At 39.6% G+C, this 19,197-nt stretch carries 16 protein-coding genes and 1 pseudogene; 12 read left to right on the plus strand and 5 right to left on the minus strand.

Features of this window, described 5'->3' with window-relative positions; translation table 11 throughout:
• The first annotated feature begins 7 nt into the window (after window positions 1-7).
• Window positions 8-2,542 carry an ankyrin repeat domain-containing protein gene (locus tag HT99x_RS02950; RefSeq protein WP_075065752.1) on the plus strand — a complete coding sequence of 845 codons (2,535 nt, stop codon included), beginning with the start codon at window positions 8-10 and terminating at the stop codon, window positions 2,540-2,542.
• An 8-nt stretch (window positions 2,543-2,550) separates the two neighbouring features.
• Window positions 2,551-3,582 carry a hypothetical protein gene (locus HT99x_RS02955; protein WP_075065751.1) on the plus strand — a complete coding sequence of 344 codons (1,032 nt, stop codon included), beginning with the start codon at window positions 2,551-2,553 and terminating at the stop codon, window positions 3,580-3,582.
• On the opposite strand, the gene HT99x_RS02960 is transcribed toward HT99x_RS02955, so the two are convergent.
• The gene (locus HT99x_RS02960) at window positions 3,574-4,149 is read right to left on the minus strand and encodes a methylated-DNA--[protein]-cysteine S-methyltransferase (RefSeq protein ID WP_075065750.1); all 576 of its coding nucleotides are present in this window, start codon (window positions 4,147-4,149) and stop codon (window positions 3,574-3,576) included. The two genes, HT99x_RS02955 and HT99x_RS02960, sit on opposite strands and share 9 nt — an antisense overlap.
• A gap of 153 nt (window positions 4,150-4,302) precedes the next feature.
• Here HT99x_RS02960 and HT99x_RS02965 point away from each other — a divergent pair, with 153 nt between their 5' ends.
• The 3 genes from HT99x_RS02965 to HT99x_RS02975 all read left to right on the plus strand — a co-directional run bounded on the left by HT99x_RS02965 (window position 4,303) and on the right by HT99x_RS02975 (window position 9,794).
• A complete protein-coding gene (locus tag HT99x_RS02965; protein WP_075065749.1) occupies window positions 4,303-4,851 on the plus strand; it encodes an NAD(P)H-dependent oxidoreductase in 549 nt (182 codons plus the stop codon).
• Window positions 4,852-5,046: 195 nt separating this feature from the next.
• Window positions 5,047-5,292 carry a glutaredoxin domain-containing protein gene (locus HT99x_RS02970; RefSeq protein WP_083482822.1) on the plus strand — a complete coding sequence of 82 codons (246 nt, stop codon included), beginning with the start codon at window positions 5,047-5,049 and terminating at the stop codon, window positions 5,290-5,292.
• 269 nt (window positions 5,293-5,561) lie between these two features.
• Entirely contained in the window at window positions 5,562-9,794 is a 4,233-nt protein-coding gene (locus HT99x_RS02975) for a RasGEF domain-containing protein (RefSeq protein WP_075065747.1), read from the plus strand.
• Window positions 9,795-9,797: 3 nt separating this feature from the next.
• Here the strand turns inward: HT99x_RS02975 and HT99x_RS02980 are convergent, their stop codons facing one another.
• Complete coding sequence (locus HT99x_RS02980; protein WP_075065746.1) at window positions 9,798-10,742, minus strand: ankyrin repeat domain-containing protein; 945 nt, start codon at window positions 10,740-10,742, stop codon at window positions 9,798-9,800.
• A 268-nt stretch (window positions 10,743-11,010) separates the two neighbouring features.
• Here HT99x_RS02980 and HT99x_RS02985 point away from each other — a divergent pair, with 268 nt between their 5' ends.
• From HT99x_RS02985 to HT99x_RS03005, 5 genes are all read left to right on the plus strand, one after another.
• On the plus strand, window positions 11,011-12,273 hold the full coding sequence (locus tag HT99x_RS02985; protein WP_075065835.1) for a translesion error-prone DNA polymerase V subunit UmuC: 1,263 nt from the start codon (window positions 11,011-11,013) through the stop codon (window positions 12,271-12,273).
• A 334-nt stretch (window positions 12,274-12,607) separates the two neighbouring features.
• Window positions 12,608-14,017 (plus strand): ankyrin repeat domain-containing protein, encoded by a 1,410-nt coding sequence (locus HT99x_RS02990; protein WP_075065745.1) that lies wholly within the window; start codon window positions 12,608-12,610, stop codon window positions 14,015-14,017.
• A 159-nt stretch (window positions 14,018-14,176) separates the two neighbouring features.
• Entirely contained in the window at window positions 14,177-14,368 is a 192-nt protein-coding gene (locus HT99x_RS02995) for a hypothetical protein (RefSeq protein WP_075065744.1), read from the plus strand.
• 34 nt (window positions 14,369-14,402) lie between these two features.
• Entirely contained in the window at window positions 14,403-14,621 is a 219-nt protein-coding gene (locus tag HT99x_RS03000; RefSeq protein ID WP_075065743.1) for a CsbD family protein, read from the plus strand.
• Window positions 14,622-14,717: 96 nt separating this feature from the next.
• Window positions 14,718-14,987 (plus strand): hypothetical protein, encoded by a 270-nt coding sequence (locus tag HT99x_RS03005; RefSeq protein WP_075065742.1) that lies wholly within the window; start codon window positions 14,718-14,720, stop codon window positions 14,985-14,987.
• Here HT99x_RS03005 and HT99x_RS03010 read toward each other — a convergent pair.
• From HT99x_RS03010 to HT99x_RS03020, 3 genes are all read right to left on the minus strand, one after another.
• On the minus strand, window positions 14,971-15,762 hold the full coding sequence (locus HT99x_RS03010) for a TSUP family transporter (RefSeq protein WP_075065741.1): 792 nt from the start codon (window positions 15,760-15,762) through the stop codon (window positions 14,971-14,973). The genes HT99x_RS03005 and HT99x_RS03010 overlap by 17 nt on opposite strands.
• Window positions 15,759-16,217: a universal stress protein gene (locus HT99x_RS03015; protein WP_075065740.1), complete on the minus strand. Its 459-nt coding sequence runs from the start codon at window positions 16,215-16,217 to the stop codon at window positions 15,759-15,761. The genes HT99x_RS03010 and HT99x_RS03015 overlap by 4 nt, the downstream gene beginning before the upstream one ends.
• A gap of 154 nt (window positions 16,218-16,371) precedes the next feature.
• Window positions 16,372-16,551: a DUF1328 family protein gene (locus HT99x_RS03020; protein ID WP_075065739.1), complete on the minus strand. Its 180-nt coding sequence runs from the start codon at window positions 16,549-16,551 to the stop codon at window positions 16,372-16,374.
• Window positions 16,552-16,748: 197 nt separating this feature from the next.
• Here HT99x_RS03020 and HT99x_RS03025 point away from each other — a divergent pair.
• Both HT99x_RS03025 and HT99x_RS03030 read left to right on the plus strand, forming a co-directional pair.
• Window positions 16,749-17,936, plus strand: a pseudogene (locus HT99x_RS03025) (cation:proton antiporter domain-containing protein); the annotation flags it as partial.
• 136 nt (window positions 17,937-18,072) lie between these two features.
• The gene (locus HT99x_RS03030) at window positions 18,073-19,182 is read left to right on the plus strand and encodes an S-(hydroxymethyl)glutathione dehydrogenase/class III alcohol dehydrogenase (RefSeq protein ID WP_075065737.1); all 1,110 of its coding nucleotides are present in this window, start codon (window positions 18,073-18,075) and stop codon (window positions 19,180-19,182) included.
• Window positions 19,183-19,197: the final 15 nt, after the last annotated feature.

The following is a 19,197-nucleotide window of genomic DNA, read 5'->3' on the forward strand; positions in this document are numbered from 1 at the left end:
GTGGTCGATGTTATTATATGCATTTGGACAAAGATTTAATCCTGCTATGGATAAGCTACCCCCACACAGTGACGATGCGATTTCTTTTGCTTTAGATAGAGGCTCTCTTGAACTGTTGCAAAAAATTAAACAACGAGGGGACTCTTTAGAGAGCCTTGTGTACGGAAAAACAGCATTAATGAACGCAACGATAGAGGATAATGTTGCCTCTATTGCCTTACTAGAAAGTGCGGGAGCGGATGTTAATTTTAAAAATCGCCGTGGAGAGACAGCGCTGCATTTTGCGGTTCGTGAAAATAAAATGGCTGCTCTTGCGCGGTTACTATTAGTCCCCCAGATTGATGTGAAGCAAAAAGATAAAAAAAATATTTCTGCTATCGATATAGCGATAAAAGAAAATAATGTTGATGCCTTTATCTTATTATTACCATTTTATGATGCATCAAGGGCTAAAGATTATTTACATATTTTTTTACGAAGAGCGATTATCGCGAAAAATCATGCGCTGATTCAGCGATTGATCGCCTTACCGGGTATTGATGTTGCGACTCGAATCAACAATGAGAGTATCATGCGCACCGCGTTAAGAACAAAAGATGTGGTAACTGCAAGATTAGTGATGTCAGCAAGACAGATGCTAGGCTTACCGTTGTCAAAAGTAATCGTTAATTTTAATTATTTTGATTCGATTGAAAAAATGACGAGTTTCCTTTCAATTAAAGAACCCTTAACGTATTTAGAAGCGCATTCACTGTGTCTCCCTGTGGTTTTAGCTGCACTTGCCATTTTAGAGATGGAAAAACAGGTGACAGAAAACGAACGCAATAAAAATCTGGGGCATGAAAGTGCGATGGATGATAAAGCCGTTTTGGAGGCAAATCATCACTTTACCGAGGTGGTTAAACCGCATTTTGCGGAAAAATTTGCAAGTTTTGGTAATGGTTCACAAGAACAGCTGGAAAAAATAGAAGAGGCGATACGTGCCACGATTTTAGATTCTATTCAGAAAAAAGCTGTTGCACAGGGCGATAAAACCACCATCCATTTTATTTCTAAGAATCGAAAAAATTTAATTATGGCTGAGCCTAAAGCCATGAAGCGATCGGTTGCTGTGTTGAATCAATCGAGCATAGAACAGGCAGCTTGGCGAGGTTATAATCCCTTTGCTTTGGTTAAAGCCAAGTGGCCTAATTTGTACACCAAACCTCAAGAAAAAGAAGTTGTTTTTTCCACGCGAGCCTCTCATCAAGGTGGCAACTTGGATAATATGAAAGCCTCTGAGATTGTTCGAGAGCGCACTGCTTATTACTATTTAGCGGTGATAGATAGCACAGTAGGTGATGAAGATACCCGCCAAAATAGACTGGTAAATTTTATCAACTGGTTAGCAGACATTCGCAATGCACATGGCCAAGATGATCCTTCTTGTTTTCCTGGGTATTTAACGCGTATTGCGCAAATGGGAAATTTTCATCCGGTTGCCGCATTACCTCATAATGTGAAAAGTATATTAGCTGAATTTTTCCGCGCTAAGGTAAGCCAAGCATTTAAAGAAAAGATGAAGCACTTAAGCGCGCAAGAACAACAACCATTACTGCGCTCACTGGTTGATCTGAATCAATTAACGGCTAAAGAAATAGCCTGTAATCCTGGACGTTATCCTTTAGATTTATTAAAAATTCGTCAAGATTTTATATCAGAATTCGAAGATGAAATAAAATTACTTGAAAAAATAAAACAAGAAAGTCATTATCCATTAGATAACGAAGATCTAATCTATATTCAACAGCATCTAGTTGATATTACTAAAGGTGATATTGGTTTGGCTTTAGAAGAAATGGTTCGAAAGGCTTCAGATAGAATACCTAATGCAGATGATCTTCAAACCTTAAATCCTTTTACCGATGAACAGCCTGTGGCCAGAGATCTATTAGGACAATTGCTATCGGTATTTTATAATATGGTACCCCAATATAACCACAGTTTTCATCAATTAGAGGCGCTTGCTGGATATTTGACGATGAAAATTCCTGTGTTTATTGATAACCCTAGAACCACCTGGCTAGAGGATTTAATCGATTCTCTTGAATGTGAACAAGAAATATCTCCAAAATTTAAACAAGCATTAATGAGCTTATTGGTGCCGTTCACTGCTGCTGGTGAGAAGGATGATATTGAAAATCCTTTTGTTGCAAAAATGGCACAATTAAACCGGCAAATAGAAAATAGCAAACACCCGCTCATCATCGTAAGGTTGCAAAAACTGCTTGGGGCGGCACAACTTAAGATTGATCTTTTTAATCATTTTCTGGATTATCTTCAGCAAAAAGAGTTCTCTGAACGAGAACTGTTGCAGAAATTAATAGAAGAGATTGTGGATTATACCATATTGAATAATGGTTTCGTTCCGGATAATTTTCAAGAAGAGCGTGCAGATGAGTGGGGTGATGCCAAACTGCGAGCATATCTTGGCGAGATAACGCCACTGTTTCCTGAATCCTATCAAGTTCAAGAAAATAGAATTGTTTGTAAAGTGCACTAGGAGAACATATGTCACTGTCTGGTCCTTTTTCTTTAGCGTTATTTAAGCAGTTATATCAATTAAAGCAATTTAGAGCGGCTGCAACATTACTTAGCCATGCAACGAATATCAAAGAGGCTAAAGAAATATATGAGTTGATAACCAAGACGATACAAACCAATTGTTGGCAATCTTTTTTGAGCAATCCACATTTAAATCCGTTTATTTATCATGATGAACTATGTGAAATGCTGGAGCGACTGCTTAAGGCCATGGTCCGTGAGTTAAAATCAGCACAACTCACTGATTTCGACAGAGCACAACATGTTGTTAGAAACCTCCAGCAAACCGTTGTCCTGATCGCCAAGAATCCGCAATGGTGTAGAGTATTAAGTTATTCTTATTTTGTTCCATTGATCAGCACAAATCCGTTTTTAGCTCATTATGTGACAACAGATCCAAATTTTTTCGTTCATTTAGATTCGGTTCAGATTGCAAAAATCTTGGCGCTAGAGCCATTCAAAGCACGCAATTTATTATTAAGAATTAATTCACTTATTTTTAATGACGAAGAAAATGCACACTGGGCAGAGGATACGCTACGATATCTCTTGGTGAGGAATCTCGAGGCTCAATCAATGATGTTGGAAAAAGTCCAATTTCATGATTTTCTTGAAATAACCTTTCTTTATTTTGAAGAAAATCGTGCTTTTGCGATGGAAGTTTTAAAAAACAAATTACTTTGTCGAGAGTGGCTAAAGTGCAATGAGGCTTATAAACATCCTTTATTAACCGCGCAGGATTATATTGCCTTATCAAAATGGCATGCAAACGACCCGGGTTTGAGTGCACAATATGTGAGATTGTCGACACAATCAATGAAGAATGTGATAGAAAACATGCAAATGCTAACACTATCAGAGTCAACTGAAGCGGAACTTTTGACTCCGGCAAATACGATGATAGTTGAGATGAAACCAGTTGTGAATGCTGAAAAGCAAAAAGAACCGCTTCAAGTTAACAAAGGTGATAAAAAAGAAGGGCCAGCCATATTAAGATAATTCATGTTCTATCAACCATTTTTTTCTGGGGATGCCACCGCCATAGCCGCCTATACCACCATTATGATTAATAACCCGATGGCAAGGGATGACAATGGCAAATTTGTTTTTACTATTGGCATTGGCCACCGCGCGAAATGCGCTGGGTTTGCCGAGTAACATGGCAATATCATAATAAGAGCGAGTCTGCCCATAAGGAATTTTTTTGGTGACGGTCCAGACTTGATTTTGAAAATCGGTTCCGACTTTTCGCAAGGGTGTTTTAAAGTTTTTTAGCTTGCCACTAAAATAGTGTTCTAATTCGTTGCGAATGGAGGTTAAAGCTGCTGATTTTCCAGGGAGGATCACAGAATGGGTTTCTTTTCTCAGGCAATGAATTTCTTTGGTTAAACCATGCCAATCAGCAAACTCTAACAGAAAGAGTGATTTTTCATTGGCGATGGCTAGCATAGGCCCTAAAGGGGTTTCTATCCAAGCAGCATGAAGGATATTAGCGCTCTCATTAGCTGCGTTGTCCATGATGCCTGAAAGCACCAATTTAAAGTCATTCAATGATTTTTTTGTCATTCTGCTACTGCTATACTCGATTAATGCGAAAGGGAGGCACAGTTATATACCAACTGTGCAGCATTCAAACAAGCCATATTACTGAAAATCTTGCGTCTTCAAGGCGAGTGGGATATCCCACTTACCTCATTTCAAGCGAATTAAGGATGAATCATGAGTCAAATACAAATAGCCGTTATTGTTGGTAGTCTTCGTAAAGAGTCCTTTAATAAGAAATTAGCTAGTGCAATAGCAAAAATGGCACCTGCTGATGTGACCTTTAAGCAATTAACCATTGGCGATTTACCGCTTTATAATCAAGACGATGATGCGAACCAGGCACCTGCTGTTAAACGTTTAAAAGAAGAAATTACTGCTTCCCACGGCGTATTATTTGTTACACCGGAATATAATCGTTCCATTTCTGGTGTACTCAAAAATGCGCTTGATCATGCTTCTCGTCCTTATGGTCAAAATGCGTGGGCAGGAAAACCGACAAGTGTGATTGGTGTTTCTGTTGGAGCGATAGGTACCGCTCTCGCTCAACAACATTTGCGTAATATTCTGGCTTATCTTGATATGCCAACCCTTGGGCAGCCTGAGGTTTTCTTGCAGATGAAAGAAGGGTTATTTGATGCTGAGGGTAATATTGGTGAAGCGAGCAAAGCCTTTATGCAAGGGTGGTTAGACAAATATATTGAGTGGGTGAAGAAGCATATTTAACGCTCGTCAAAAAATTTATCTTAAGCCCCCTTTGATTAAAAGGGGGCAGCTCGCGCTTCTCCTGCGTAGCAGGAGGCGAGCGGGGGATTTTTATCTTAATTCCTAATCTTTGCAGCGATGCCCTTTATTTGACAATCCCAACCTCCTTTAGTAGATTCCCTCGCTAGCACTTTAACCTAGTCGTTGTAAGGAAAAATGATGAAGCCTAAATTAACGCTTTATGTTGGCAACGGTTGCCGTTTTTGTAAAAGGGTGACTGACTATTTAGAGCAGCATCCCATGGAAGTTGAAATTAAAGATGCTTGGGCCAATGAAGCGATTAATCAAGAAATGGTAGCGCTAACGGGTAGTACTCAAGTTCCTTGCTTAAAGATCGATGACGTTTATATGCACGAATCTTTAGATATCATTGATAAATTAGCTGAGATCCAACAAGGCTAATATTTCCTTCTCCCCCAAGCTTAACTTCGCTTTATAGCCTTGCGGGATCCTAATCTTGAGTTCTGGATGCCGCGGCAAGTCGCGTTCTCTATTCCTACTTCCCGCGGTTTGTCCGCGGTATTCCATCTCGATGCCTCACACCAACGCTCGCAATGATTTTTCTCCCGAGAAATCCGTGTATCTACATACTGTACTTTAGTACGATATAACTCAGTTATGAGACATGCATAGAATGGGAGAAGTTTGATTACCTCAATGAGAGGATTTACATGGCTCCTAAAGCAAAATCCCCCAAAGAATTGGCCCTTGAGCTCAAAAACTTACACCAGCAGATGTTTGCTAAAATTGAGCCTGATGAATTTGTACTAGCAGCGCTTAGCAAAGAAGCAGTACGACCTATACTGGCACCTAACGTTACAGCCATGAAGGAACATTCCGCCGAGCTTAACGCTACCATTCGTGATGACATCTTACTTGCTGGCTCTGCCAAAGAACAAAGGCAGAAAGTTAGATATTACGCAGAACTGCTGGCTGAATGTTCAAAAAATGGCGATTACTTTACTGCAAATGAAATTTATAATGTGCTTAAAACAGCACCAGGATCAAGCAAATTAGTAGATCATATCATTCTAGACGATACAAAATCTGCGAAGATATTAGCTAAGCATGACGATTTGTTCAACCCGGCAGGAAATAATAAGAATCTAATTGCAGCAATCGAAGAGAATGCTAAAAATAAACCTATTCCTGAAATGTCAATTATATTAAAACAAATAACAGGAGCTGATGAAATAGCTGTACCTGTAAGCAAAGCGGCAACATTCGATGCCATTTCACAAAAATATTTGAAGCTCCAGAATAAAGCAATTCTAGAAGAGAAATTACCAGAAATTAGCTTACCTACAGTAGGTTTAAGATTAACTTCAGAAGAGGCATTTCAACGGGCTGGACAGATAAAAGGTTCCAAGACCCAAGCGCAGCCAAACCCACCTTATTGGCCTCCAGAGACTGTTAGCCGAGAGGAATTTATAAACAACATTCGTGCAAAAAGAGAAGCTACGCCTGAAACGGTTCAGCCTAACACACCACCTCCCTCCATCTTGCAAGAGGCTACGATTAGCAAAGAAGAAGAGCAAAAAGCAGCGGAAAAAGCAGCTGAAGAACAAGAAAAGAAAATTGCAGATAATGTAAAATTATTTGGATTTACACGTTTAGGTTCAGATGAACAGGGTGGTATTAAAGAGCATAGGTTAGGAAATAATGTTTATCGTGAATTGATAAGTTCGGAAAAGAATTATCTTCAGAAGATAGACACGCTTGATTTAAAAACGATGGTTGCAGTATTAAGAAAATTTGACGAACCTGTAAATCCGGCTGATAAAAATAAAAATAGTCCAGCTGATCAATCTGAAATGACACGCGCCGAAGCAATTGAGATGTTTGATGCATTGGTTGCTGTTAAAGAAGCACAAAAAAAAGTTACAGCGTCTCTATTAGAGGCTGACCCGAATAAATGGGCAGAAGCACTTAAATCAGCAAATCAGGCTTATGCTGAATATACGATTTTGTATAACAAAATAGGCACTAAACCTATACCAGACAAAGCCAACGAGTTGTTTAAGGAAATTCATCGAACTACAGATAATATATCTTCAATATTAATTACACCGGTACAACGTGGTCCTCGGTATAATCTACTCATCCGAGATATAATGAAGAACTCACCAGAGAATATTGACCAGTTCAACACTGCAGCTGAGAAAATATCTCAATTTAGTAAGATACTTAATGAAGCCGAGAGACATAATAATTACGAGCAGGTTGTAGCAGCATCCACTCTTGATGTAAATGATTTTAAGATGAAATTACAAGAACTTGCAGAAAATATAAAGAATAACCCAGATGATCTAGTAGCTAAACAAGCAAAATCGATTTTAAACGAATTCAGAAATTACAACAGGACGAGTTTAAGTCTTGAGCAAATCAACGAAAAAACAATGGAAAGAATTAAAGAAATATCAGAAACCAAATTTAAAGAACCTGAATTACGTCAAATTGCTATATTAGCGTCAGGCGTTATGATTGATTCACTGTTAGTGGAAACACCAAAGCCCCCTAAAGCTAAAACTCAAGAGGCATCACCCGTAACAGATACAACGGTGTCAACACCATCACAGGCGACAACCGAGACCAAACAACCAGAACCACAGCCACAGGCTTCGGTTTCTTCTCAGCGTCCAGAACTTCCAGAACGCCCACAGCGTCCACCATTACAACGTCAAGGGGCGATTAGAGATCTCAAAACATCTACACCAAAGGCCGGATTGCAAGCAAAATTAAATAAACAAGCAGGCAAATTGTTCTCTAAGCCTCAACAAGATCAAACCAAAAAAACGCCTGAAGAAAAACTGCAAGAAGATATGCATTATAAACTCCGAGAAATATTAGAAATATATACGATGTATGCTTCTTTTTCATATCCACCCAATAATCCAAATGCACAATACCGAGACATTCCTGCTGAAAATATTCAAAAAGCCAAAGATGTATTAGCTAAATTGGGAGTTAAACTCGATGTTTCATCAACATCGATCTCTTTTGAAAGCAAACAAATTCCGGCGGAAAAATATCAAGAATTTGTTAAAAATTTCAATGAAATAATGCTGCAAAGACAAAAAGATCAAGCAGAATTAAAACAAAAGATTGAGGGTGCCACCTCAGTAGAAGCTATTATTGAAATATTACATGAATATGATAAAAATGGTAAAGATATCCTCAATAGTCGTGGCACGGTCATACCTGCAGCCGATCAAATTGCAGCTATTAAAAAACAGGTTGATCCTAGCGTTGAAGCATCGATGAAAGTGACTAGTAATTATGGCTTACAACAAAAAGTACAAAGCCTTGCAGAAGCAAAAATACAAATTCAACCACCAGAGAAAATAAATGCACTTGACGGGTTAGCAGAATTGAAAAAGAAAATTCAAGAGGCAACGCGAGGATTTTCTACCGGTAGCCTGAATCATCTAGTAGCTAGAGCCCTTGTAGAAGATATAGAAAAAATACAGAAACTAAGTGATTCGCCAGAAAAAGATAAAAGAGCACAAGAGTATATTGATGTGCTTTCTAAGTCAGATACGGTTTTCAAATCTACGGCTCAAAATGTTCTTAAAGCGGTTGAGCTACCACCGCGACAAACACCAACCCAACCTGTGGCAGAGCAACAACCTAAGCTAACACCGCCACCAAGCTTAGTCACGCCTCCTCTTTCTGCATCATCGACAAACGCTTCGATGGTGACATCCACACAACCAGATGCGAAACCCTCTATTCCTCAACCGGCGGTACCCAAAGCTAAAATTGACGGGTTGGCAGAATTGAAAAGTGAAGCTATCAAAATTAAGACCCGTTTTCAAATCCGTGGGGTGGATTATAAACCAGCTAATGCTGTTTTGCTGAAGATAGAAGAAATACAGAAATTAAATTCGCCAACAAAAGAAAGAAGAGCACAAGAGTATATTGAAGCGCTTTCTAAGTCAGATAATGATTCAGATAAACTTTTCAAAGGTCCAGCTCAATCGATTTTGGTGAAAATCCAATCTCAAAAGGTTGAGATTAAACCGCCACAACCACAGACTCCACAACAGGCACGCCAGGCAGTGACAAGATTACAAACAAAATTAAATCAAGAAGTAGGCAGACCACAAGTAGGCAGACCGTTGCCTAATCCACCACAAATGCCACCCTTACCAAAGACACCGACTACCGAAGCGACCGCGACAGTGTCATCACCCACACAAGCTGTGACCGAGCAACAACCTAAGCCGCCGCTGACACCGCCACCGACTTTAGTCACGCCTCCTTTGACAAAGCCAAAAGTTGCTACACCCGCGTGGATGCTTCCACCTAAGCCACTGACACCGCCACCAGAGTTAGCCAAACCAGCGCAGACTAACGCAGTGACGTCACCATCCACACAAGCTGTGACAGAGCAACAATCAATGCCTCCTTCACAAGAGGGGAAACCCCCTGAACCTCAGGCAAAAACTTCGACGCGTCCACAACGTCCTCAAGGTGGGACTAAAGAACGTTATCCACGCATAACACGTGAACAAGCTAGAGCAATACAAGGTAGACCTGCTTGGATGGTGGATAGACAAGCACAGCCTAAACCGGAGCCGCAACAACCCGATTTATCGGGCAGATTATCATCCTTACTTTCGGCTCAACCTGAGATCACGGGAGGCTTACAATCAAGAGTAGAGCAACAGCCAACCGAAATGGGACGCAGACAACGTGCTGATGCGCGAGCATCCATCAGTGCTGAAGCTAAAACTGAAGCTAAAACTGAAGCGAAAGCAACACAATCGCATGCCTTTCTTAATTCTTCAGCTCTTAAATCAACAGGCATGTTAGCGCAGATGAGAGAGAAAACTGAGAATGCGCAAGTTGCGGAACCCTCACAGACTCCTACTCCTATTAAACCAGGAGGGGTGAAGTAAGAATTATTTAGGTTTGGATTTTCCTAAGGTAAGCTTTTTGAGGATATCAGCGATATCCTCAAAAATGCTGTGTGATTTCTCGGATTCTGTTTCAAGTACCTTTTTAGCCGCCAATATTTTTAAAGGTGGTACTTTTTGTTGTTGTAACATGGGACGAAAGCTTTGATAATCATAAGCGTTTGCGATCGTCGAAACACTACTTTCATTATTCGCTTTCAGTTCAAGATTGGCACCATGCTCAATCAATAAATTCAAGGCAGTTGCTTTCATTTCAGGTGGAATATCGGCTGCCACAAGGCAGTGCGCTGGCGTTGAGCCCCACTTATCTTTAGCATCGACCTCGGCCCCTGCTAAGAGTAATAATTGAATGGTATCGATATAGTTTTGTGCTAATTCAGGCGAGATAGGAATAATTTGCTTGCCGCCGGCAGATTGACCAAAAAAGCAAGCAACATGCAGCGGTGTTTGCTCATTTTTATTAGGTATGTTCACATCTGCTTTGGTTAATTGGGTTAATAAAGCGGTTGATTCGCTGGCGCCTTTTAAAGCGGCATAATAAATGGGAGTTGCACCTGCTGCCGTTTGTACGTTCACATCAAGCGTTTCAAGATGTTCTGCTAGCAAGGCTTGTAAATGTTTATGACGATTATAAAGTGTTAAAAAATGGGTGACAGTGATATTAGCATCTTGCACTGCATTCACATCGGTTGGCTTTTGTAGCAGCTGTTTAAATAAAGGTAAACTGGCACAACGATCGGGGCTCATCACGGAAGCAATTAGGGGAGTGATATTTTGATCGGCTTCACTGTGCATGCCTAACAATTCACGATGAGTTTGTATCAGCTCTAGTGCTTTTTGTTCCGTTTCTGCTTCATCGACGGCTTGCTCAGGATCGAGCGTGTCAATTAACGCTAACAGTAATGCTTTTTTATCAGCGCTATTCAGCATGTTTACCTTTGCCCCATATGTGACGTCTTCTATAAGGAAGACAATGAAATTGATAAAGAGGTTCCCAAAACGGGCAGTTGCACGTTAATCACCTATTCTGAGGGATTATGCCTATTCAATAAAAGATGGGCAAAGTCGTGCAAAGAATGCCAAGTAACTAGTTAACAAACCAATTTCTGGTAAATCAAGATAAATAGTTGAATTGAGTGGTGACTTTGCTATATTTTGAATAATGCACAGTTATCAAATAAAAATAACCGAGAAAGCCATGTTCGCCCTGATTGATTGCAACAATTTCTATGTTTCTTGTGAACGGGTATTTAACCCTCGTTTAGAAGGTAAGCCTGTGCTAGTGCTTTCCAGTAACGATGGCTGTATTGTGGCGCGCTCGAATGAGGCAAAGGCACTGGGGTTTAAAATGGGCGCGCCTATTTTTAAACAACGGGATTTAGTGCGTAAACATCGGGTATGGGTTTATTCTTCTAATTTTAAGCTTTATGGTGATATGTCTAATCGCGTCATGCGGCTGTTACAGCGTTTTTCTCCTGATTTTGAAATTTATTCTATCGATGAGATATTTTTGAATTTAAAAGGGTTTGAGCATTGGAATTTAATGGAATATGGCAAAAATATACGCCGTAAAGTCTACCAAGGGTTAAAATTACCCGTTTCAATTGGCATTGGGCCAACCAAAACGCTAGCCAAAATCGCCAATTATTTGGCGAAGAAATATCCTTTGCTTGAAGGGGTTTGTGAATTTAAAGATCAAACGCAGATCAATAACATGTTATCACGCGTGCCAATTGGTGAAGTGTGGGGAGTGGGGCGCAATTGGTCAGAAAAATTAAAGCAAATGGGCATTGAAACGGCATTACAATTAGCAACATCCGATCATCATTTAATTAAACGCAAATGCAATGCGATGTTAGCCAGAACGGTATTAGAGTTGAAAGGGATTGCATGCTTTTCCTTAGAGCATACCATGCCGCGAAAAAATATTATGGTTTCTCGCTCATTTGGTAGACCTATTGTGGAGTTAAATGAATTGCGTCAAGCGGTTGCCGATTATGCTAGTCGTGCCGCTGAAAAATGCCGTCAACAACATTCGTTTGCGTCAAGCATAATGGTGTTTGTTAGAACCAGTTTATTTAGCAACAGTGAATTGCAGTATACCAATTCAATTACCTTGCCATTTCCTAAAGAAACCGATAATACTATGGTCATTCTGCAAACGGCATTACGGGGGGTAAATGCGATTTTTCGGGAAGGGTATCAGTATAAAAAAGCGGGCACCATGTTGCTGGATTTAATTCCTAAAAAAACCGAACAAGCGGATTTATTTATCGATAGCAAGCAGTTAAATAATCCGGCATTAATGAAAGCGATGGATAATATCAACGTCAAATATGGCAATCAAATGATTCAGTTTGCCATTTGTGGTTTTGATAAACCTTGGGTGAGTATGAGTGAAAATAGATCGCCTGCTTATACCACCCAGTGGAAAGATATTTTGGTGGTTTATGCGAAATGATAGTTGCACCGCTGCCGCAGTTTACTTGCGTGGTGAGTTTCCCCCCATTCCAGCATTCACGGCTAACGCCGTTCATGCTTTCATGGGGGGCTAGCAACTGGCGCAGCTCCCGCTGCGCAGATTTTCACATTTCTTCCTCGCGGCAGCGAGGAAATTCGCTAGCCCCCCATGAAGGCGAAGCCGTAATGGGAGGAAAGAAGATTTTTCTCACCCGAACTGCGGCAGCAGTGAAACAATGATTGCCACAAATTAATCACCATGACCTAAACCCCTCTTCGCATTTAAAACCGCAATAGGTATAATTCGCCTAAATTAATTGCTGATGAGATAAAACATGAAAAAAGGCCCCGCCATAACAGAATCTTATTTATCTGCACTCTTCCAGCCTAAAAGTTATCCACAAAGTTTACCTGAAGATACGAATGTGAGCCGTTGCATGATGGAATGGCATACGGTACTTGAAATGAATTATTATTCATATAAAGGAAAAGAGGTATCGATGCGACGTCTTGCCATTTTAGGCGCCACCGGGCGGATATTTGAAGCGCTACTGTATTCAGAAAATAAATTAGGTAAAAAAATTCTTCCATTTCAAGTATTAAGCGGCATTAGAAGTACCCTTTATCATGCACCCCGAGTATTTGCCCAATTAAACACCAGAAAACACAATAATTTAACTCCCTTTTTTGGCTATTTATATGAGTATTGCAGAACAGAACTCCATAAAATACATGGTGAAGAATTCTATCCGCCTCTTTTATTTGCGAGTGTTGAACCTGCTGAACGAGAAAAACCGTATTTTAATGAAACAATCACGCATGCAATAGAAATAGGGCAGACACGACAAGTTAAAGATAAAGAGAGTTTACAAGTTGCTTTGCGAAAAAATGTGACTTTATTAAACAATATCTTAACTTATTTTAAAAAATACGTGGGATGCTTTGTGAATGATGATACATCATCAAGCTTATATCAGGCGAATGTCGTTAGAGCATCAATCGTTGGAGCCGTAGCCGGATGGATAAGTTTAGACGCTATCCATTTGCAACGCTTGACTAAAGAAAAGAGGCTTGAAGAAAAACCGGTTATCAAACTCGGTAAGCAATATCGTCATCAGTGGTTAACGATTGGGAAGATTGTCATACAACAGCAAATCGTAGCCTGCACTTCGGCACAATTGGTACAACAGCTTCGGGGTGCTATCGCAAAAGCCGATCTCAAGGAGGTCAAAGTATTATTGCAGAAATGGAAAGCACATCCCAGTGTCCGTAAATCAGATTTAAGCGAAGATTCAACCGTCGGTGAGTGTTTAATTGCAGCGGCGAAAAACGGCTCTCTTCCTATCGTTAAATATTTATATGATCATTGTTCAAGAAATACGTGGCGGGCATTTGCTTTTGCCGTTGCTGCAGAACAAGGTCATGAAATCATTGTAAAATGGTATTTGCAGTATAAAACAGTCAGTCCAGATTTATTGCAATATGCGACTATACTTGCGACAGAGAATCATCAACAGGAAATGATTGAATTATTAACTGAAAAACCAGATGGAATGAATGACTTAATAAATCGACTAGAGGAATTACTAATAAGTTCTTCAGAAGAGGAGGCAGAAGAAACGGGAGAAGCTATTGCAAGACAAGGTGCTCTTATTATATCAACACCCGTACCAACACGGTCATCATCATCAATGACAGAACGTGCTTCAAATAACAAGAATTTAACCTTTGCAAAAAGAATGTAATTGCTAAGTTAACAGCAAAAAACAGCGATATTAATTTCAGTTATTGCTGTATTTTTTACTGTAAATCACTGTTAATTTCAAAGATAAATCGTTTTTATGATAAATCTTCAACTATATTGATAAGGGTAAATGAAAAGTGAAGATGAGATAGGTGATTAGATGTTAGCTGGAAAATTGAATTCAATGGCAATAAGCGCAATTATTAATCCGCCTCATGATCCAAATCCAACGCCAGATCCTGAGAAACCTTCTTTGCCAGAAGATCCAAATTCTCCCATTACACCACCTGAAACACCTTCACCCACGGTTCCACCCCCGGGTGGGCCGAAACAACCAAATCCACCAAAATAACGAGTGTATAAACGAGAGATAATTGGAGGCTGTTATGAATAAAGATATTATCCAAGGTAATTGGCAACAACTAAAAGGTAAAGTCAGACAACAATGGGGCGATCTCACTGACGATGAAGTACAACGTCTCAAGGGCACCCGAGAAGAATTAGGCGGTTTAATCCAAAAGAAATATGGATATCAAAAAGACAGAGTTGAAAGAGAATTAGATAACTTTATTAAAGCAAATAGACTTGATGATAAAGAACACTAAAAAAACGTAGTTCGACTATCGATATGCAAAAAATTAAATATGCACTTAATATATATTAAGTGCATATTTTTTTATGAGATATAAAGAGGAGAAGATATGGATAGAGTGAGTTTGTTAAAAAAGGATATCAAAATTCTCACCAAAGAAGTTAAAGCGATAGCGCGTGATCTTGAAAAGAAAATGAATTTGTTGGAACGATTACAAAAGAAAATGGAAAAAGAGGTTAAAAAAGAAGATAAGAAGAACAAGAAACCATTACATGAAATTTTGAAAAAAAATGGAAAAAAAGCTAAGCTAAAAATTAAATCACTCTTGTTGAACAAGCCTAAACCCAAACGAAAAGTGAAGGCTAAAAAAAGTGCTTAGTAATAGTATAAGTGCTAATAATACAAATTAATGATCCAGCACAAATCATGACTACCTTTGCAGGAAGTTTTCTGACCGCAATGGCCGCTAAGGGAGCAGCAAAAATACCGCCAAGAATCAAACCTAATACAATTTTCCAATGCGTGATGCCAATCGCGGTAAAGAAAACGATAGAAGAGCTTAAAGCAATCAGAAATTCTGCCAAATTTGTCGTACCGATGGTATAGTGGGGATCATTTGCGTCTTGAGCCAGTAAGCTTGAACTCACAATGGCGCCCCAGCCACCACCACCAATGGCATCGCAAAAGCCACCGGCTAATCCTAGTGGAATTACCCGTTGGGGTTTATGCGAAGGTTTTTCACGATCTAACGCTTTATTGATAAGATGGCGAACTTTTTCGAACCAAGCAGCTTCTTTAAAAGCCTTATAGAGGATCATACATCCCATTATTAATAAATAGGCAGAGATATAAGGTTTAATGGTTTTTTCAGGAATTTTAGTTAATAAAAAAGCACCTATCACACTCCCGATAACACCTGGAATGATAAGCCGTTTAAACAAGCGAAAATCAACATTTTTAAAGGCAAGATGTGATGCTCCTGAAAATCCTGTAGTGAAGATTTCGGCGGTATGAATAGCGGCACTTGCAGCAGTAGGGGAGATCCCCATGCCAAGTAGTACCGTCATATTAATAACGCCATAGGCGAGTCCTAACGCGCCATCAATTAATTGAGCTGCAAAACCTAAAATGATAAAAAATAGGATTTCATTCATTTTGCAGGGGGATTATGCTTGATAAGCAGAATAGGAGCAGAGATGGCGTCAATGATTTTTTCAGAATGGCTGCCAAAGAGTAATTTGCTTAATCCTTCTTTCTTATGCATGCCAACCACCACCAAACTAGGATGCCAATTTTTGACTGATTTTAAAATCAACTGATCGATGCGATCGGCTAATTTGTAAGATTCAATTAATTCAATTTGAGCTTTGATATTTTGTTTAGCTGCTTTTTTTTGTGCTTTGAGTAACATTGTTTGTGCAGACTTTTTTAATTCTTCACGAAACGTTTCAGGATCAACGCCTTCAATACCTGTACTTTGAGAAATATAATCGATGGCATGGACAATTCGTAGCTTTGCTTTATAGTTTTGACACAGTTTAATAGCTTTTGCTAAGGCCAAATTAGCAGCTTTGCTATCATCAATTGGCACGAGTATCTTTTTGAACATGTTATTTAACCTTAGCTGGATGTTTATATAGAAAAAGATAAATAAAGAATGATGAGTTAATTATAGCGGTGAAAAGAGTATCAAACTAAATCACCAGGAGAGTGCCAAAACAAGCACACAGGCACTCTCTCATATGGGTGATTTAATCAAAGCATTACGGAACGGGAGGTTTACGACCGCTGATAAGGTAGTAAACCAAAGAAATCACAAATAAAATTAGGAAGATGAAAAACAGAATCCTTGCGATTTCAACAGCGGCAACAAAGACACCAGTAAAGCCTAAAAAGCCCGCTATCAATGCAATGATTAAAAAAATAACGACCCAAGATAACATATATACACTCCTCTGCTTTCTTATCCTTACTTATAAGGTATACCCAGATGAATGGTCATTAAGGTTTTTTTGCTTAGTATAAGAAAATTGTTGTGAATTTATCCAGAAACAAATTAACAGCATTGATATAAAAGGTATTGTTGAATTTGATGACACTCACCATACTTAGAGAGAGTTTCTATTAATAAAGAACACCTATGTTACATTCAATGCCGCTTGTTACAATGATTGTCGCTGGTTTAGGCCTGGCATTTATTCTTGGGATGATAGCTCATTACCTGAAATTATCACCCATTGTGGGTTATCTCTTAGCTGGGGTCATGATAGGCCCTACCACGCCCGGTTATAACGCGGATATGAAGCTAGCCCATGAGTTAGCAGAAATTGGCGTGATTTTACTCATGTTTGGGGTGGGATTGCATTTCTCATGGCAAGATTTGCTGAAAGTGAAAAAAATAGCGCTTCCTGGTGCCATTTGCCAAATTCTAATCGCGACCTTGATGGGATGGGGGGTTGCTCAATTAGTGGGCTGGTCACATGGTGCTGGTATTATTTACGGCCTTTCGTTATCGGTAGCAAGTACCGTTGTCCTATTAAGAGCGTTAGAAGAAAGAGATCTTTTAGTCACTGATCGTGGCAGAATTGCCGTAGGGTGGCTCATTGTAGAAGATCTCGCGGTTGTTATTACCTTGGTTGTGTTACCGGCAATTGCCAAACTTGGGCAGGGTCATTCTACAAGCAATGCCAGCACCTCATTATTCAATCAAGAATTAATATTTTCTTTGGGGATCACGTTCATTGAACTGATTGCCTTTGTTGCGCTAATGTTGCTGGTTGGCAAGAGGCTTATTCCCTGGGTATTGAGAGTCACCGAAAAAACCAAATCGGCTGAATTATTTCGTTTATGTGTTCTTGCGATTGCATTGGGTGTGGCTTATGGCGCTGCTAAACTATTCGGTGTTTCATTTGCGCTAGGTGCTTTTTTTGCAGGAATGATATTGAGTGAATCAGAATTCAGTCACAAGGCAGCAGAAGAATCGTTGCCATTACGTGATGCCTTTGCCGTATTATTTTTTGTTTCCATGGGCATGTTGCTGAGTCCTAATATATTAATTACTGAACCATTGATGGTGCTTGCGACGGTCTTAATTATTGTGCTGGGAAAATCGATTGCAGCTTACGTGTTAGTTGTTGCATTTCGTTATCCTCCTGCGATTGCGCTCACCATTTCAGTGAGCCTTGCACAAATTGGTGAATTTTCATTTATTTTGGCAGAACTGGGGGTAAAGCTAAATATTGTTTCTGCGCAGCAGCAAGATATCATTCTCGCAGGAGCGATTATTTCTATTCTGCTAAACCCAATGCTATTCAATTTATTAGATCGATTTATTAAAAAAGCATAATAATTTTGCTAATTAGCTGATATCTAAAGCTGTATTTTATTCTCTCACATGGCTCATGGTAAAGTGGTACTAAAGCAGCTTATAGTAACAAGTTACCAAGCTAATTGAGAGGATCTCCATGAAAGTAAAAGCGGCGGTTGCCTATTCTGCAGGTAAGCCTTTAGTTATTGAAACCGTTGATCTAGAAGGCCCCCGTCAAGGCGAAGTATTAGTAGAAATCAAAGCAACCGGCGTATGCCATACCGATGCATTTACTTTATCAGGGAGCGATCCGGAAGGTATTTTTCCCGCCATTCTTGGGCATGAAGGTGCAGGTGTTGTTGTAGAAACGGGTAAAGAGGTCACAACCTTAAAACCCGGCGATAAAGTGATTCCCTTGTATACCCCTGAATGTCGACAATGTGAATATTGTTTATCGCAAAAAACCAATTTATGCCAAGCGATTAGAAGTACGCAAGGTCAAGGTTTAATGCCAGATGGCACGAGTCGCTTTAGCATCGGCAAAGAAAAAATATTTCATTACATGGGCACCTCGACTTTTTCGCAATATATCGTTTTACCAGAGATTGCCCTTGCGAAGATCCGTCAAGATGCTCCTTTAGAAAAGGTGTGTCTTATTGGTTGTGGGGTGACCACCGGCATTGGAGCCGTCATTTATACGGCCAAAGTAACTCCTGGTAGTAATGTGATTGTTTTTGGTTTGGGTGGCATTGGTTTAAATGTCATTCAAGGAGCCAAAATGATTGGTGCCAATATGATTATTGGTGTCGATATTAACCCACAACGTAAGGCGCTTGCAGAAAAAATGGGGATGACCCATTTTGTTAATCCTAACGAAGTCATGGGTGATTTGGTTCCTTATCTGGTTAATTTAACCAAGGGAGGCGCTGATTATACGTTTGAATGTGTAGGTAATGTGCAATTAATGCGTCAAGCATTAGAGTGTTGTCATAAAGGATGGGGCGTATCAACCATTATAGGAGTTGCAGGCAGTGGCCAAGAAATTGCGACTCGTCCATTTCAATTAGTGACAGGAAGAGTGTGGCAAGGTTCGGCCTTTGGTGGTGCACGTGGGCGAACCGATGTGCCTAAAATCGTTGATTGGTATATGGATGGTAAGATTAAGATTGATGATTTAATCACACATCAATTACCTTTAAAAAATATCAATGAAGCATTTGATTTAATGCATGCCGGTAAATCAATTCGTTCGGTTGTTACCTTTTAACGTGAGGAAATAAAT

The sequence above is a fragment of the Candidatus Berkiella aquae genome (assembly GCF_001431295.2).
Lineage (GTDB): Bacteria > Pseudomonadota > Gammaproteobacteria > Berkiellales > Berkiellaceae > Berkiella > Berkiella aquae.